The organism is Bradyrhizobium sp. USDA 10063, assembly GCF_054063735.1.
This window is the reverse complement of the sequence record NZ_JBSSGP010000002.1, coordinates 6,599,567-6,615,630: the sequence shown is the minus strand read 5'-3', so window position 1 is coordinate 6,615,630 and position 16,064 is coordinate 6,599,567. Positions and strand designations below refer to the sequence as shown.

At 62.8% G+C, this 16,064-nt stretch carries 14 protein-coding genes; 4 read left to right on the top strand and 10 right to left on the bottom strand.

Features of this window, described 5'->3' with window-relative positions:
• The first annotated feature begins 13 nt into the window (after positions 1-13).
• The 3 genes from ACVJGD_RS33230 (at position 14) to ACVJGD_RS33220 (ending at position 2,448) form a co-directional block, all read left to right on the top strand.
• The gene (locus tag ACVJGD_RS33230) at positions 14-775 is read left to right on the top strand and encodes an SDR family NAD(P)-dependent oxidoreductase (protein WP_456638164.1); all 762 of its coding nucleotides are present in this window, start codon (positions 14-16) and stop codon (positions 773-775) included.
• Positions 776-784: 9 nt separating this feature from the next.
• Positions 785-1,204: an acyl-CoA thioesterase gene (locus ACVJGD_RS33225; protein ID WP_456638163.1), complete on the top strand. Its 420-nt coding sequence runs from the start codon at positions 785-787 to the stop codon at positions 1,202-1,204.
• 92 nt (positions 1,205-1,296) lie between these two features.
• A complete protein-coding gene (locus tag ACVJGD_RS33220; RefSeq protein WP_456638162.1) occupies positions 1,297-2,448 on the top strand; it encodes an ABC transporter substrate-binding protein in 1,152 nt (383 codons plus the stop codon).
• Positions 2,449-2,470: 22 nt separating this feature from the next.
• On the opposite strand, the gene ACVJGD_RS33215 is transcribed toward ACVJGD_RS33220, so the two are convergent.
• The 3 genes from ACVJGD_RS33215 to ACVJGD_RS33205 are packed head-to-tail and all read right to left on the bottom strand — an operon-like array spanning position 2,471 to position 6,014.
• The gene (locus ACVJGD_RS33215) at positions 2,471-3,202 is read right to left on the bottom strand and encodes an ABC transporter ATP-binding protein (RefSeq protein ID WP_456638161.1); all 732 of its coding nucleotides are present in this window, start codon (positions 3,200-3,202) and stop codon (positions 2,471-2,473) included.
• Entirely contained in the window at positions 3,199-4,968 is a 1,770-nt protein-coding gene (locus ACVJGD_RS33210) for a branched-chain amino acid ABC transporter ATP-binding protein/permease (RefSeq protein ID WP_456638160.1), read from the bottom strand. The genes ACVJGD_RS33215 and ACVJGD_RS33210 overlap by 4 nt, the downstream gene beginning before the upstream one ends.
• 5 nt (positions 4,969-4,973) lie before the next feature.
• A complete protein-coding gene (locus ACVJGD_RS33205) occupies positions 4,974-6,014 on the bottom strand; it encodes a branched-chain amino acid ABC transporter permease (RefSeq protein WP_456638159.1) in 1,041 nt (346 codons plus the stop codon).
• 176 nt (positions 6,015-6,190) lie between these two features.
• On the opposite strand from ACVJGD_RS33205, the gene ACVJGD_RS33200 reads away from it, so the two are divergent.
• Positions 6,191-6,709 carry a MarR family winged helix-turn-helix transcriptional regulator gene (locus ACVJGD_RS33200; protein WP_456638158.1) on the top strand — a complete coding sequence of 173 codons (519 nt, stop codon included), beginning with the start codon at positions 6,191-6,193 and terminating at the stop codon, positions 6,707-6,709.
• Between the two features lie 153 nt (positions 6,710-6,862).
• On the opposite strand, the gene ACVJGD_RS33195 is transcribed toward ACVJGD_RS33200, so the two are convergent.
• The 7 genes from ACVJGD_RS33195 to ACVJGD_RS33165 form a co-directional block, all read right to left on the bottom strand.
• Positions 6,863-8,143 (bottom strand): glycerate kinase type-2 family protein, encoded by a 1,281-nt coding sequence (locus ACVJGD_RS33195; RefSeq protein WP_456638157.1) that lies wholly within the window; start codon positions 8,141-8,143, stop codon positions 6,863-6,865.
• Positions 8,143-9,369, bottom strand: coding sequence for an ABC transporter substrate-binding protein (locus ACVJGD_RS33190; RefSeq protein ID WP_456638156.1), 1,227 nt, complete (start codon positions 9,367-9,369; stop codon positions 8,143-8,145). The genes ACVJGD_RS33195 and ACVJGD_RS33190 overlap by 1 nt, the downstream gene beginning before the upstream one ends.
• A 245-nt stretch (positions 9,370-9,614) precedes the next feature.
• Positions 9,615-10,841, bottom strand: a complete 1,227-nt coding sequence (locus ACVJGD_RS33185) for an ABC transporter substrate-binding protein (protein ID WP_456638155.1) — start codon at positions 10,839-10,841, stop codon at positions 9,615-9,617.
• A gap of 166 nt (positions 10,842-11,007) precedes the next feature.
• Positions 11,008-12,237 carry an ABC transporter substrate-binding protein gene (locus ACVJGD_RS33180; RefSeq protein WP_456638154.1) on the bottom strand — a complete coding sequence of 410 codons (1,230 nt, stop codon included), beginning with the start codon at positions 12,235-12,237 and terminating at the stop codon, positions 11,008-11,010.
• A gap of 183 nt (positions 12,238-12,420) precedes the next feature.
• Positions 12,421-13,647: an ABC transporter substrate-binding protein gene (locus tag ACVJGD_RS33175; RefSeq protein WP_456638153.1), complete on the bottom strand. Its 1,227-nt coding sequence runs from the start codon at positions 13,645-13,647 to the stop codon at positions 12,421-12,423.
• A 138-nt stretch (positions 13,648-13,785) separates the two neighbouring features.
• On the bottom strand, positions 13,786-15,015 hold the full coding sequence (locus ACVJGD_RS33170; protein WP_456638152.1) for an ABC transporter substrate-binding protein: 1,230 nt from the start codon (positions 15,013-15,015) through the stop codon (positions 13,786-13,788).
• A 31-nt stretch (positions 15,016-15,046) separates the two neighbouring features.
• A complete protein-coding gene (locus tag ACVJGD_RS33165; RefSeq protein ID WP_456638151.1) occupies positions 15,047-16,063 on the bottom strand; it encodes a branched-chain amino acid ABC transporter permease in 1,017 nt (338 codons plus the stop codon).
• Position 16,064: the final 1 nt, after the last annotated feature.

Below are 16,064 nucleotides of genomic sequence, written 5' to 3'. Positions count from 1 at the left end.
TAAGGAGAAGGCCATGCAGTTGAAGGATCAAGCCGCCATCGTCACCGGTGGCGCATCGGGACTGGGCGCCGCGACCGCGCGCCGGCTCGCCGCGCAAGGCGCCAAGGTTGCAGTATGCGACCTCAATGCAAAGCTCGCCGAAAGCGTCGCGGCCGAGATCGGCGGCGTTGCCGTGATCTGCGACGTGTCGGATGCGGCGTCCGCCGAAGCCGCGGTTGCGCAGGCTGCGAAAGCGCATGGCCCCGCGCGCATCCTGATCAACTGCGCCGGCATCGGCGTGGCAAAGCGCGTGATCGGGCGCGACGGCCCGATGCCGCTTGGCGATTTCGACAAGGTGATCAAGGTCAACCTGCTCGGCTCCTTCAACATGCTGCGGCTTGCGACCGCGGCGATGGTAAAGCTTGAGCCGCTACCAACCGGCGAACGCGGCGTCGTGATCTCGACCGCGTCGATTGCCGCCTATGACGGCCAGATCGGCCAGGCCGCCTATTCGGCTTCCAAGGGCGGTATCATCGGCATGACGCTGCCGATCGCGCGCGAGCTCGCGCAGTTCGGCATCCGCGTGCTGGCGATCGCGCCCGGCCTGTTCCTGACGCCGCTGCTCGTGGGCCTGCCGCAGGAGGCGCAGGATTCGCTCGCCGCCTCGATCCCGTTCCCGCACCGGCTCGGCGATGCCAACGAATTCGCTTCGCTGGCGCTGCACATGATCGACAACCCCTACCTCAACGGCGAGGTGGTGCGGCTCGACGCCGCGCTTCGCATGGCGCCGCGCTGAGGTCAGCACATGTTCGTGCACCGGCGCGACGTCCAGATCCAGTGGGGCGATTGCGACCCCGCCAACATCGTCTATTACCCGCGCTATTTCGCGATGTTCGACGATTCGACCTCGATCATGTTCGAAGCGGCCGGTTTCTCGAAACAGGACATTATCAGCAACTACGGCCTGGTCGGCATTCCCATGGTCGACACGCGGGCGAAATTCTATATCCCGTCGACCCATGGCGACTGGATTACAATTGAAACGCGGGTGGAAAGCATCAAGCGCTCGAGTTTCGAAGTGACACACAAGGTGTTCAAGGGCGAGGCGCTGGCGATCGAAGCTTTCGAGACCCGTGTCCTCGTCGGCCGCGATCCGAACGATCCCTCAAAATTGAAGTCGGCGCCGTTTCCGCAGGAGATCATCGACCGCTTCATGAAAGGCTGATTTGAGTGCGCTGTCCCATTGACCTAAAGAAGGGGCTGGATTGGCCCCGTTAGTTGCTTACACCGACAAGAATAATTCCAAGGGAGGACTGAATGAAGAAAGCTTATCTCGCCGCGGCCGCGCTGGCTGCGGCGCTGGCGCTGCCGGGCTCGCCGGCTCTGGCTCAGAGCAACGAGATCGTTATCGGCATCTCGATCTCGACCACCGGGCCCGCAGCGGCGCTCGGTATCCCCGAACGCAATTCGCTGGATTTCGTGCCGAAGGAAATCGGTGGCGTACCACTCAAGGTGATCGTGCTCGATGACGGCGGCGATCCGACCGCAGCGACCACCAATGCGCGGCGCTTCGTCACGGAATCGAAGGCCGACATCATCATGGGCTCCTCCACCACTCCGCCGTCGATCGCGGTCTCCACCGTCGCCAACGAGGCGGGCATCCCGCATTTCGGGCTGGCGCCGTTTCCGATCAACGAGGCGCGCGCGAAATGGTCGGTCGACATGCCGCAGTCGATCCCGATCATGGGCAAGGTCTTGTACGAGCACATGAAGGCGCACGGCATCAAGACCGTCGGCTATATCGGCTATTCCGATTCCTACGGCGACCTCTGGGTCAACGACTTCAAGGCCCAGGCCGTGCCGATGGGCTTGCAGATGATCGATGAGGAGCGGTTTGCGCGCCCCGACACCTCGGTCGCGGGCCAGGTGCTGAAACTCGTCGCCGCCAATCCCGACGCGATCCTGGTCGGCGCCTCCGGTACCGCGGCGGCGCTGCCGCAGACTGCGCTGCGCGAGCGCGGCTACAAGGGCCTGATCTACCAGACCCACGGCGCCGCCAGCATGGACTTCATCCGCATCGCGGGAGCGGCGGCAGAAGGCGTCATCATGGCGTCAGGCCCGGTGATGTCGCCGGAGAGCCAGCCGGACAGCGCGCTGACCAAGAAGCCGGGGCTCGCGCTCAACACCGCCTATGAAGCCAAATATGGCGCCAACAGCCGCAGCCAGTTCGCCGGCCACTCCTACGACGCTTTCGAAGTGTTGAAGCGCGTGATCCCGATCGCGCTGAAGGCCGGCAAGCCCGGCACGCCGGAGTTTCGCGAAGGCATCCGCCAGGCGCTGATGAGCGAGAAGGAAATCGTCGCTACGCAAGGCGTGTACAACTGGACCGAAAAGGACCGCTACGGTCTCGACGACCGTTCGCGGATCCTGCTCACGGTGAAGGACGGGAAATACGTCCCGGCGATGTGACGACGCATGGCGGGAGCGTGGATCAGACCGCGCTCTCGCCTTCGTGCTGGAAGCCGAGATAGCTTGCTGCCACGCGCTGGTTGCTGGCGATGTCGCGGGCCGCCCCGCTGAGCACGAACTCGCCGAGTTCCATCACATAGGCGCGGTCGGCGATCTGCAGCGCAGCCTGCGCGTTCTGCTCGACCAGCAGCACCGACACGCCGGCAGCGCGAAGCTCGCCGACGGTGCGGAAGATGTCGGCGACGATGATCGGCGCAAGCCCGAGGCTGGGCTCGTCCAGCATCAGGAGTTTCGGCGCGCCCATCAGCGCGCGCCCCATCGCCAGCATCTGCTGCTCGCCGCCGGACAGCGTGCCGGCGAGCTGCTTGCGCCGCTCCTTCAGGCGCGGAAACAGGCTGTAGACGCGCTCGAACGAATTTGCCGCGGTCGCCTTCGGAATCCGGAACGCGCCGAGCTGCAGATTGTCCTCGACATTCATAGTCGCGAACAATTCGCGGTGCTCCGGCACGAGGCTGAGGCCCGCCGCGACGCGGTCCTCGATGTCGAGCGTGGCCATGTCCTCGCTGGCGAAAGCGGTGCGGCCCTTCAGCGGCAGGATGCCCATGACGGCGTTGAGCAGCGTGGTCTTGCCGGCGCCGTTGGCGCCGATGATGGTGACGATCTCGTTCGCGCCGACCTCGAGCGAGACGCCTCTGATGGCCTCGACCTTGCCATAGGCGATATGCACGTCGGACACCGATAGCAATGCGCTCATGCCGCGGCTCCGAGATAGGCCTTGATGACCTCAGGATTCTTCTTGATCGCGTCGGGAGTTCCTTCCGCAATCTTGGTACCGAAATCGAGCACGACGATGCGGTCGGCGAGATCCATCACAAAGCCCATGTCGTGCTCGACCAGGAGCACCGACATGCCGCCGTCGCGGAGTTGCCGCAGCAGCGCCGCAAGCCGCTGCTTCTCCATATGCCGCAGCCCGGCGGCGGGCTCGTCGAGCAGCAGCAGCATCGGGTCGACGCAGAGCGCCCGCGCGATCTCGACGATGCGCTGCTGGCCGAGCGAGAGCGAGCCTGCGAGTTGGCCGATCTGGTCGGTGAGCCCGACGCGCTCGATCTGCCGGGCTGCTTCCGCGAGCAGCCTGGCCTCATCTCCGCGGTCGAGCTGGAACATGCTGGCGACTGCGCCGGAATGCCCCCGCAGGTGGGCGCCGATCGCGACATTCTCCAGCACGGTCATGTCGGGCACCAGCTTGACGTGCTGGAAGGTGCGGGCGACGCCGAGCTTCACCACCTCCTGCGGCGGCGCGTTCTCGACCTTCCTGCCGAGCACGGAGATGGCGCCGCTGGTCGCGCTCAAGACGCCCGTGATCAGGTTGAAGGTGGTACTCTTGCCGGCGCCGTTGGGACCGATCAGCGCCACGATCTCGCGGGCCTTGACATCGAAGCTGACATCGTTGACCGCGGTGACGCCGCCGAATTGCTTGCGCGCCTTGTCGAGCTGCAGGAGCACCGCAGACGTCGTCGGCGCGCGCTCGCGGGCCGGCAGCGTCAACGAGGTGTCCGGCGTCTTGCGGGCCGCCTTGGATGGCAGCCGCGCCATCAGCCACGGCCAGACGCCGGATGGCGCGAGCTGCAGCAACATCACCAGGAGGATGCCGAACACGATGGTCTCGAGCTGGCTCTGGCCGCCAAAGATGTAGGGCAGATAGCTCTGCAGCACTTCCTTCAGGATCACGACAATGCCGGCACCGAGCACCGCGCCCCAGACATAGCCGGCGCCGCCGACGACGGCGATGAAGAGATATTCGATGCCGGCCTGCGCGCCGAACGGAGTCGGGTTGGCCGCACGCTGGAAATGCGCATAAAGCCAGCCGGAGAGGCCCGCCAGCACCGCGGCATAGATGAACACCAGGAGCTTGGCGCGCGGCGTCTGCACGCCGAAAGCTTCGGCCGCGATATGGCCGCGGCGCAGCGCGCGGATGGCGCGGCCGGTGCGGGAGTCCAAGAGGTTCATCGTCAGCACCGCGGCAATCAAAACCGCGATCCAGATTGCATAGTAGATCGCGCCGGGGCTGAGCATCTTGTAGGAGCCGATCGCAAGCGGCGGGATGCCGGAGATGCCGTCATTGCGGCCGAGGAATTCGAGCTTGCTGAAGAGGTAGAACAGGCCGATGCCCCAGGCGATGGTGCCGAGCGGCAGATAGTGGCCGGACAGCCGCACCGTGACGATGCCGAGCAGCACCGCGGCGATGCCGCTGACCAGGAGCGAGAGCGGCAAGGTCAGCCATGGCGAGACGCCATAAGCGGTCGTCAGCACCGCCGTGGTGTAGGCGCCAAAACCGCAGAACGCCGCCTGCCCGAACGAGGTGAGGCCGCCAACGCCAGTCAGCAGCACCAGCCCCATCGCCACCAGCGCGGCGAGGCCGATATTGTCGAGCAGCACGATCCAGAATGGCGGGACACCCGGCACCAGCGGGATCAGCGCCATCACGAGGGCAAAGATGATGAGAGGAAGTCGCTGCGTCATCGCGCTCAATCCTTCTCTTCTTCCACCTCCGGCGCCGCGAGCGAACGCAGCACCAGGACGGGGAGGATCAGCGTGAAGACGATGACTTCCTTGAAGTTGCTGGCATAGAACGAGGAGAACGCCTCGACGATGCCGACGACAATGGCAGCGACGGCCGTCAGGGGATAGCTGACGAGACCGCCGATGATCGCGGCGATGAAACCTTTCAGGCCGATCAGGAAGCCGGTGTCGTAATAGAGCGTGGTGATCGGCACGATCAGGATGCCTGAGATTGCGCCGATCAGCGATGCCAGCAGGAACGCGATCTGGCCGGATAACGTGGTGCGGATGCCGACGAGGCGGGCGCCGAGGCGATTGACGGCGGTGGCGCGCAGCGCCTTGCCGGTCAGCGAGTAGCCGAAGAACAGCCAGAGCGCGACGATGAAGGCGATGGTGAGGCCATAGACTGCGAGACTTTGGCCGGTGAAGCGGAGCGAACCCGCAGTCAGCGCGACATTGGAGAGCGCCGGGCCGCGCAGGCCTTCGGCGCCGAAGAAGACGAGGCCCAAGCCCTGCAGCGCGAGGTGGCAGCCGACGGAGGCGATCAACAGCACCAGCACGGACGTATGCGCGATCGGCTGGAACGCGATGCGGTAGAGGAACAACCCGATCGCCGCCACGATCAAGAGCGCAAGCGCGATGTTGACGGCGATCGGCGTCTTCGGCCCGGCGAGCGCATAGGTCAGCAGGCAGACCGCGAGCGGGAAGACGATGTCGACCGCGACGGCGCGCGCGACCAGGCGTGCATGCAGCGACTTCCGCGCAAGGAACAGGTCGAGAGCGAACGCCACCAAGCCCATCGCGACCGCGAGCTTCGCGGTGCCCGGCACCTGCCCGGTCGCCAGCATGGCATAGCTCAGCGCGCCATAGGTGACGAACTCGCCCTGTGGGATCAGGATCACGCGTGTGACCGCGAACACCAGGACCAGAGCCAGCCCCAGCAATGCGTAGATGGCGCCGTTGGTGATGCCGTCCTGCAGCAGGAACAGCATGATCGTCGTGTTCAAGGCCGAGCGCTCCCCCCTCACGCGGCGGGCCGGTCGACGCCTCGCAGCGTTCGATCGTCCGGTGTCGGCTGTTGAAAGCTGCCGACGTTTGATATAACTAATAACAATTATCGAATATAATCTCAAGAGCCCGACTGTCGGCTACACCTTCCTATCGGGATTGCGAGCCTCGAGCGATGACCGTTTCCAAGACCGCCGCCGATGCCGTCAAGGTTTCCCGCCCCGTCGCCGGGCAGGATCTTGACGCTTCGAGCGACGACGGCCTGCTGCAGCTTGGGGAACTGTCCGGGCTGCTGGGCTATTCGCTGAAGCGTGCGCAGCTCAGGGTGTTCGAGGACTTTCTGCGCTGCGTCGCACCCCTGCAACTCACGCCTGCGCAATTCTCGGTGCTGCTGCTGCTCGACCAGAATCCCGGCCGCAATCAGACCGAAATCGCGAGTACGCTCGGCATCCTGCGGCCGAATTTCGTGGCGATGCTTGACGGGCTGGAGAGCCGCGAACTCTGCGCGCGCATGCGCTCCGCAAGCGACCGCCGCTCGCACATTCTCGTGCTCACCGACAAGGGCCGCGCGGTGCTCGCGCGCGCCAAGAAACTCGTCGCCAACAAGCACGAGGCGCGGCTGATCGAACTCTTGGGGCCCGAAAACCACGCGGCGCTGCTCGAAATGCTGGCTAAAATCGCGCGCGAGTTTTGAATGTCGCGTAGGGTGGGCAAAGCGAAGCGTGCCCACCATCAACACTCCGCTCGGGATGGTGGGCACGCTTCGCTTTGCCCACCCTACGGCGCTGTCGTCCCTGCGACACCGTTATTGCGAGTGCAGCGCCCGCAATGACGACGGCGAGGCGCGTCAGTCCACCAGGATGACGCGGACGTCGTTGACGTTCGTTAGCGTTGGGCCGGTGAGCAGGAGATCGCCGGTCTTTTCGAAGAAGCCGCTGGCGTCGTTATTCTCGAGATAGGCGCGGGGATCAAGGCCCTGCGATTTCATCTTGGCGAACGTGCTGTGATCGATGACGGCGCCGGCCGGATCGCTGGCGCTTCCGGCGCCGCCGTCGGCGCCGTCGGTGTCACCGGCCAGCGCCGAGATATCGATCATGCCCTTGAGCAGGTCGGCGAGCGCCAATGCGTATTCCTGGTTGGGACCGCCGCGGCCGTCGCCGCGCACGGTCACGGTGAGTTCGCCGCCGGACAGGATCGCGACGCGCCTGCCCTCGCTGCGGGCCGCCAGCGCGAGCTGCGCGTGCGCGGCGGCGACGTCGCGCGCTTCGCCTTCGAGATCGGCGCCGAGATCGATGGTCGCATAGCCCGCCTCGCGCGCGACCTTGACCGCGGCCTCGATCGAGGCCCTCGGCTTCGCGATCAGTTCGAACGTCGCATGCGCAAAGGCGGAATCGCCCGGCTTGCAGCTTTCATTGCCGGGATCGTCGAGCGCGCGGCGAACGGCATCGTCGACCGCAAGATTGTATTTGGCGACGAGCGCGCGCGCATCCGCAAGCGTGGTCGGATCGGGGACCGTCGGACCGGACGCGATCGCGGACGGATCGTCATGCGGCACGTCGGAAATCGCGAGCGTCACGATCTCGGCCAACTTTCCGGCCCGCGCCAGGCGGCCGCCCTTGATCCGCGACAGATGTTTGCGGACGGTGTTCACCTCACCGATCGGCGCACCGGAGCGGAGCAGCGCCCGGTTCACCTGTTGCTTCTGCGCAAAACTGACGCCTTCCACCGGCGCGATCCAGTTGGCGGAGCCGCCGCCGGAGAGCAGCACCAGCAACAGATCATCCGCGGTTGCCGTCGCCGCCAGCCGCAGCGTGTCGTCGGCGGCCTTCAGCCCGGCCTCGTCAGGTACGGGATGGCCGGCCTCGACCACCCTGATCCGGCGGGTCGGCACGCCATGACCGTGACGGGTGGTCGCGATCCCGGTCAAGAGCGCCGGATCGAGTTCGAGCGCGTCGAGATAGTGCCGCTCGGCCGCCGCCGCCATGGCGACGGCACCCTTGCCCGCGGCAAGTACGATCACCCTCCCCTTCGGCACCGGACGCAAATGCGGCGCCAGTACGACATCCGGATGGGCGGCAGCTACCGCCGCATCGAAGATCGCACGCAGGAGAGGGCGTCGGTCCGTCATCAGTTGCCGGAGATCTCGCCGCTGATGACTTCGCCGAACAATTGCCAGCGTTCACCCTTGAACTGCATCAATTGCAACTGCTCGATCGGCATGTAATCAGTCGCGCTCGTGGTCAGCGTCACGCCCGGTAACAGTCCGCCTTGCGCGAATTGCTTCAGGCTTTGCGCCTGCTTCATGACATTCTCCCGGGTCAGGTTGTCGCCGCAGCGACGGAGCACCTCTACCATGGTAGTCGCAAGGTTGTAACCGGTCATTGCCGAAGAGTCGATGCGGTTCATCTCGGGAAGATATTTGGCGAGCAGATCGTCGAACGCCTTGATGCCGGGATCATTGGCCCACTGGGGATCGCTGACGTCCTTGGCATAAGCCGCCGAGATCACGCCCTGCGAGTTCTCAATCCCCGCCGGCTTCATCACGGCCGCGGTCGAGGCGCTGACGTTGGAGATGATCGTGAGCGGCTTCCAGTTCATCTCGCCGAGCTTCTTGATCGCCTGCGCGCCGAACTTCGGCGTGGTGTAAAGCACCAGAACGTCGGGATTGGCCGATTTTATCTTCACCACGTGCGAATCGACGGTCGGCTCCGAGACCTCGTAGCTCTCCTCCACGACGATCCGCGAGGCGTCTGCGCCGAACCCATCCTTCAGGCCCTTCAGATAGTCCTTGCCCATATCGTCATTCTGGTAGAGCACGGCCACCTTGGCGCCCGGCTTCTCCTTGCTCAGGTATTTCGCGTAGATGCGCGCTTCGCTCTGGTAGCTCGGCAGCCAGCCCATGGTCCAAGGGAAGGTCTTCGGCTCGTTCCACTTGGTTGCGCCGGTGGCGACGAAGAGCTGCGGCACCTTCTTGCCGTTGAGGTATTTCTGGATCGCGGTGTTGGGCGCGGTGCCCAGCGTGCCGACCAGCAGGAGGACCTCGTCGCTTTCGACGAGCTTGCGTGCCTGCTCGACCGTCTTCGGCGGGCTATAGGCATCGTCATAGGAGATGAAATTGATCTTGCGGCCGTTGATGCCGCCCTCGGCGTTGACCTTCTTGAACACCGCATCCATCGCCTTGCCGACGGATCCATAGGCCGAAGCCGGACCGCTGTAGGGTACGATATTGCCGATCTTGATCTCGGTGTCGCTGGCACCGGTGTCGTATTGCTTCTGGGCGAACGCGGCGGAAGCGGTTGTGGTGGCTACGGCAAGGCCGAGGAATGCGGTAGCGAGGCGGCGTCGGGTCGACATTGGCATAGGACTCCTTCGGAGCAGAAGCTCCCCCTTCTGGTGCGTCGCATTGATAGCGCGGAAAATTATGTTCGCAACAAAAAGCCCCTGCGATCCTGTCGCAGGGGCTTTGCGTGCTTAACCTTGGGTAACCGCAGAAGGCTTTTAGAGCGTTTTCAAGCGAAGTGGACACCGGTTCGCGTGAAGAAACGCGTCAAGACAAAATCTAGAGCTTCGGTTCTGATTCAATCAGAACCGAATATGCTCTAGCCGCCGACGTCAGCGCTGATGACGTCGCCGAACAGCTCCCACTTGTCGCCCTTGAACTTCATGAGCTGAAGCGAGCTGATCGGAGCAAAGTCATTTGGTCCGGTGTTGATCTTGATGCCGGGCAGCAGGACCTCGGTACGGAAATCCTTCACGCTCGCCGCCTGCTTCATGATGTTCTCGCGCGTCAGGTTGTCACCACACTGCTTCAGCACCTGAACCAGCGTCTGCGCCACGCCGTAGCCGACCACGGTACCGCCGTCGAGCTTGTCGCCTTCCGGAAAATCCTTGGCCATGAAAGCGTAGAATTCCTTCATGCCGGGATCGTTGTCCCACTGTTTGTCGGAGGCGTCCTTGAGGTAGGCGGCGGAGATGATGTCCTGGGCGTTCTCGAAGCCGGCCGGCTTGAGCACGCTGCCTACGGAAGCCGAAACGTTGTTGAGGAAGTGCAGCGGCTTCCAGCCGATCTCGGCGTTCTTCTTGATCGCCTGCGCGGCAAACTTCGGCGTCGTGATATTGATGAAGATGTCGGCGCCGGTGGCCTTGAGCTTGACCATATGGGAATCGATGGTCGGCTCGGAGGTCTCGTAGCTTTCCTCGGCGACGATCATGCTGGAGGCCTTGGAGCCGAGCCCGTCCTTCAGGCCTTTCAGATAGTCCTTACCGTAATCATCGTTCTGGTAGAGCACCGCAATCTTGGCGTTCGGGTAGCTCTTGAGGATGTACTTGGCGTAGATTTGGGTTTCGCTCTGGTAGCTGGGCTGCCAGCCCATCGTCCACGGGAAATCTTTCGGATCGTTCCACTTGGTGGCGCCGGTGGCGACGAAGAGCTGCGGCACCTTCTTCGAGTTCATGTATTTCTGGATCGCGGTGTTCGGCGGCGTGCCGAGCGAGTTGAAGATGAACAGCACCTCATCGCTTTCGACCAGCTTGCGCGCCTGCTCCACCGTCTTCGGCGGAGAATAGGCGTCATCGTAAGAGACGAAATTGATCTTGCGGCCGTTGACGCCGCCCGCGTCGTTGATCTTCTTGAAGTAGGCGGCCTCGGTGCGGCCGATCACGCCATAGGCGGAGGCCGGTCCGCTGTAGGGCATGATGTTGCCGATCTTGATCTCGGTATCCGAGGCGCCGGAATCGTATTTCTTCTGTGCCGATGCAGTGTTGGCGGACGCGGCAAGCAAGCCGAACGCGGCCGAAAGAATCGCAAGTTTTTTGATAACGGACATTCCGTCTCTCTCCCTTTTTGATGACGTGGATGCTGTGTCACGGCTTTCTTGATCCGAAAGCTCTTGCTGTTGGCCGTATCGATTAGCATTTTGCCGACAGGGCCTCAACCAAAAGCCCCTGCGGCAAAGCCGCAGGGGCTGCATCTTTAGTAGACAGCACCGGCGATCAGCCGCCGACGTCGCCGCTCAGGGTTTCGCCAAAGCGCTCCCAGGTGTCGCCCTTGAATCTCATGAGCTGCAGTTGCGAGAGAGGCGCGAAATCGGTTGGCGACGTATTAACCTTGACACCCGGCAAAAGCCCGCCGAGCTCGAGGTCGCGGATGCTGGCAGCCTGCTTCATGATGTTCTCGCGAGTCAGGTTGTCGCCGCAGGCCTTCAGCACATGCACCATGCCTTGCGCCACCGTGTAGCCGTACATGACCGAGAGGTCGGAGCGGTTGGCCTCCGGATAGTATTTATCCAGGAATTCGTTCCAGGCGATCATGCCGGGATCGCTCTTCCACTGCGAATCGGTCGGATCCTTGAGATAATTCGAGGAGATGATGTCCTGCGCGTTCTCGAAGCCGGCCGGCTTGAGCACGCTGCCCACCGAGGACGAGACGTTGTTCAGGAAGTGCAGCGGCTTCCAGCCGATTTCGGCGTTCTTCTTGATCGCCTGTGCCGCGAATTTCGGCGTCGTGATGTTGAAGAAGACGTCGGCCCCCGTGGCTTTCAATTTGACGATGTGGCTGTCGATGGTGGGTTCGGAGACTTCGTAGCTCTCCTCGATCACGATCATCGAGGCCGCCTTGGCGCCGAGGCCGTCCTTGAAGCCCTTCAGATAGTCCTTGCCGTAATCATCGTTCTGGTAGAGCACCGCGATCCTGGCCATCGGATGGTTCTTCAGGATGTACTTGGCATAGATGACCGACTCGCTCTGGTAATTTGGCTGCCAGCCCATGGTCCAGGGGAAATTCTGCGGATCGTTCCACTTGGTGGCGCCGGTCGCGACGAAGAGCTGCGGCACCTTCTTCTGATTCATGTATTTCTGGATCGCTGTATTCGGCGGCGTGCCGAGCGAATTGAAGATGAGGAGCACCTCGTCGCTTTCAACCAGCTTGCGGGCCTGCTCCACCGTCTTCGGCGGAGAGTAAGCATCGTCATAGGTGACGAAGTTGATCTTGCGGCCGTTGATGCCGCCCTCGGCATTGACCTTGTTGAAATAGGCCGCCTCGGTCTTGCCGATCACGCCATAGGCGGAAGCGGGTCCGCTGTAGGGCATGATGTTGCCGATCTTGATTTCAGTGTCGGTGACGCCGGAGTCGTATCGCTTCTGGGCAAGCGCGTGGCCGCTGCTCACGGCCAGCAATGCGAGGGCGGCCGCAAAGGCCCCCAGCCGCACATGGATGGCAGACATTGTGATCTCCTTGGGATCATGATGGATGTGTCATGTTTTTGGATTGGGAGCACTTTCCGGCTCCTGCCGGCATTGAATACCTTTCACCTGGTCCCGGCAACAAAAAGCCCCCCGCGATGGAATCGCGGGGGGCTTCGGATGCGTCCGGCCCGATTGGAAGCGGCGGATGCCGCCGCGACTCCGTCAATGCCCGAGCGCGCTGTTCATGACGTCACCGAACAACTCCCACTTGTCTCCTTTGAAGCGCATCATCTGTAGTTGCTCGATCGGCGCGAAGTCGGTCGGCGATGTGTTGATGGCGATGCCGGGCAGCAGCGTGTCGGGTGCAAAGTCCTTAAGGCTCGCGGCCTGCTTCATGATGTTGGCACGGGTGAGATCGTCGCCGCACATCTGCAGCACCTTCACCATGGTCTGCGCTGCGCCATAGCCATAGACCACCGCGCCATCGCGCCGGTCGGCTTCCGGGTAATATTTCTCCAGGAACGCCAAGAACTGCTTCATGCCGGGATCGTTGTCCCATTGCCGGTCGGCGCCATCCTTGGCATAGGCTGCCGAAAGAACGCCCTGTACATTCTCGAAACCGGCCGGCTTCATCACGCCGCCGACGGAAGCGGAAACGTTGGACACGATCTGCAGCGGCTTCCAGTTGAGCTCCGCCATCTTCTTGATCGCCTGGGCTGCAAATTTCGGCATGGCGATGCTGACGAAGACGTCGACGCCGGCGGCCTTCAGCTTGACGATGTGGCTCTCCATCGACGCCTCTGACGTCTCGTAGCTCTCCTCGGCGACAATCATCGCCGCCTTCTCGCCAAATCCGTCCCTCAAGCCTCTCAGGTAATCCTTGCCGAAATCGTCGTTCTGATAGAGCACGCCGACCTTGGCGTCCGGCTTCTCCTTCATGATGTATTTGGCATAGATGCGCGCCTCGCTCTGGTAGTTCGGCTGCCAGCCCATGGTCCACGGAAACTCCTTTGGCTGGTCCCACTTGCTGGCGCCGGAGGCGACGAAGAGCTGCGGCACTCCCTTGCCGTTCATGTATTTCTGGATCGCGAGGTTGGTGACCGTGCCGAGCGGGTTGAAGATCAGGAGCACTTCATCGCTCTCCACGAGCTTGCGCGCCTGCTCCACGGTCTTCGACGGGCTGTAGCCGTCGTCGTAGCTGATGAACTTGATCTTGCGCCCGTTGATGCCGCCCTCGGCGTTGATCTTGTTGAAATAGGCCGCTTCGGCCTGGCCGATCACGCCATAGCCGGAAGCCGGTCCGCTATAGGGCATGATGTTGCCTATTCTGATCTCGGTGTCGCCGGCGCCGGTATCATACTTCTTCTGGGCAAGCGCACCGCCCGTGGTGACGGCGATCAGGGCAAGTACGGCTGAAAGGGCAGTCAATCGCAAACGCACGGCAGTCATTCGTTTCCTTCACCCTTGAGTGGATGCGTTTCTTGGAACTCCCACGGTGGCATTGAATGCGGTTCTCGCACCGTCAGTCAACAAAAAGCCCCCCGGCTTGCGCCGCGGGGCTCGTAGCGCGTCTCTTGCACTGCAACCTTAGTCGGTGGGGACGTCGCCGCTGATGATCTCGCCGAACAGTTCCCACTTTTGTCCCTTGAACCGCATCATCTGAAGCTGGCTGATCGGGGCGAAGTCGGTGGCAGAGGTGTTGATCTTGACGCCGGGCAGCAGCGTGTCGGGCGCAAAATCCTTCAGGCTTGCCGCCTGCTTCATGACGTTGGCGCGGGTCAGATCGTCGCCGCACATCTGCAATACTTTCGCCAGGGTTTGTGCAGCGCCGTAGCCGTAAACCAGGGCGCTCTCGGTCTTGTCGACGCCCGGCATGTACTTGTCGAGGAATTCATTCCACGTCTTCATGCCGGGATCGTTGTTCCATTGCGGGTCGCTGCCGTCCTTGGCGTAGGCGGCCGAGAGCACGCCCTGGGCGTTCTCAAATCCCGCCGGCTGCATCACGCTGCCGACCGAGATCGAGACGTTGCTGACGATCTGCAGCGGCTTCCAGCCGAGCTCGGCGGTCTTCTTGATGGTCTGGGCGGCGAATTTCGGCGTGGCGTAGATCAACAGTACGTCCGGATTGGCGGCCTTGATCTTGACGATGTGGGAATCGATCGTCGGCTCGGAGATCTCGTAGCTTTCCTCGAGGATGATCATCGAGGCGGCCTTGGCGCCAAGGCCGTCCTTGGTGCCCTTGAGGTAGTCTTTGCCGAAATCGTCGTTCTGATAGAGGATCGCGACCTTGGCGTCCGGCTTCTCCTTCATCAGCCATTTCGCGTAGATCTGCGCTTCACTCTGGTAGCTCGGCTGCCAGCCGATGGTCCACGGAAAGTTCTTCGGGTCGTTCCACTTGGTCGCGCCGGTGGCGACGAACAATTGCGGGATCTTCTTGGAGTTGAGGTATTTCTGGATCGCGGTGTTCGAGGGCGTGCCGAGCGGGTTGAAGACAACAAGGACTTCGTCGCTCTCGACCAGCTTGCGCACCTGCTCGACCGCCTTCGGCGGCGAGTAGGCGTCGTCATAGGTGATGAAATTGACCTTGCGGCCATTGATGCCGCCCTGATCGTTGATCATCCGGAAATAGGCGGCCTCGGTCTTGCCGATCGTGCCATAGGCGGACGCAGGTCCGCTGTAAGGGATGATGTTGCCAATCTTGATCTCGGTGTCGGAGGCGCCGGTATCGTATTTCTTCTGGGCAAAGGCGCTGCCGGACGTGGCAGCAAACGCGATGACCGCCGCCGAAAGCACGGCGGTCCGTAGTTTAAAGGGCATTGTCTCTCCTAAAGTCTCTTTTCTTGGTTCTTCAGTTCTTCTTGAGTTTCGCCGCCAGTTGCTGCGCGATGATGGCGACCTGCCGGGCGCCATGCGGCACCAGGTAGATGACGAGGAACAGCAGCACGCCGAACACGGCGCCGGAGAGGCCCTTGGAAATGCCTTCCGCAATGTTCGGCACGAAGATGATGAAGGCCGAACCGACGATCGATCCCGGCAGCCAGCCGACGCCGCCGACCACCATGCCGACGAACAAGGAGATCGCGAGCGTGATGGTGTAGCCGTCGGGCGCGACGAACTGAACCGCGATCGCGCCCAGGCCGCCGGCGATGCCGGTGATCCCGGCGCTGACGCCGAAAGCCAGTGTCTTGTACAGGGCGACGTTAACGCCCATGGCGGATGCCGCGATCTCGTTGTCGCGGATCGACATCAGGGCGCGTCCCGAGCGCGAACGTAGCAGGTTGATCGAGGCGATGTAGATCCCGATCGAGATCGCCAGCGTGAAGTAGTAGAGCCACATGTCCTGCGACAGCGGCAGGCCGAATGGCGCGTCCGGTTTGGTCACGACCAGACCCTGCACGCCGCCGGTCCAGTGCTCGAGGAAGCCGAGCTTGAGGAGCTGCGGCATGGCGAGCGCCAGCGCAAAGGTCGCGAGCGCGAGGTAGATGCCCGACAGCCGCAGCGCCGGCTGGCCGAACAGGAAGCCGAATCCAAAGCAGATGACACCGGCGATAGGCAGCGTCAGCGCGTAATTGACGTTGAAGTGCTCCATCAGGATCGCAGTGGTATAGGCGCCAACCGCGTAGAACGCGCTCTGGCCGAGCGAGAACTGGCCTGAGCCTCCGGTCAGGATGTTGAGCGCCAGCACCGCGAGCCCGTAGATCAGGAGCATCGTCATCTGGAAGATGACGAAGTTCTTGACGAACAGGGGGGTGAGGATCAGCGCCGCCAGCACCACCAGCGAGGCGCCGTAGCCGAGCGTCATGGCGCGCTTCGGAACCGCCTCGACGGCCGGGGCTTCAGTTACAACTTCTTCAGCCGCGCTCATG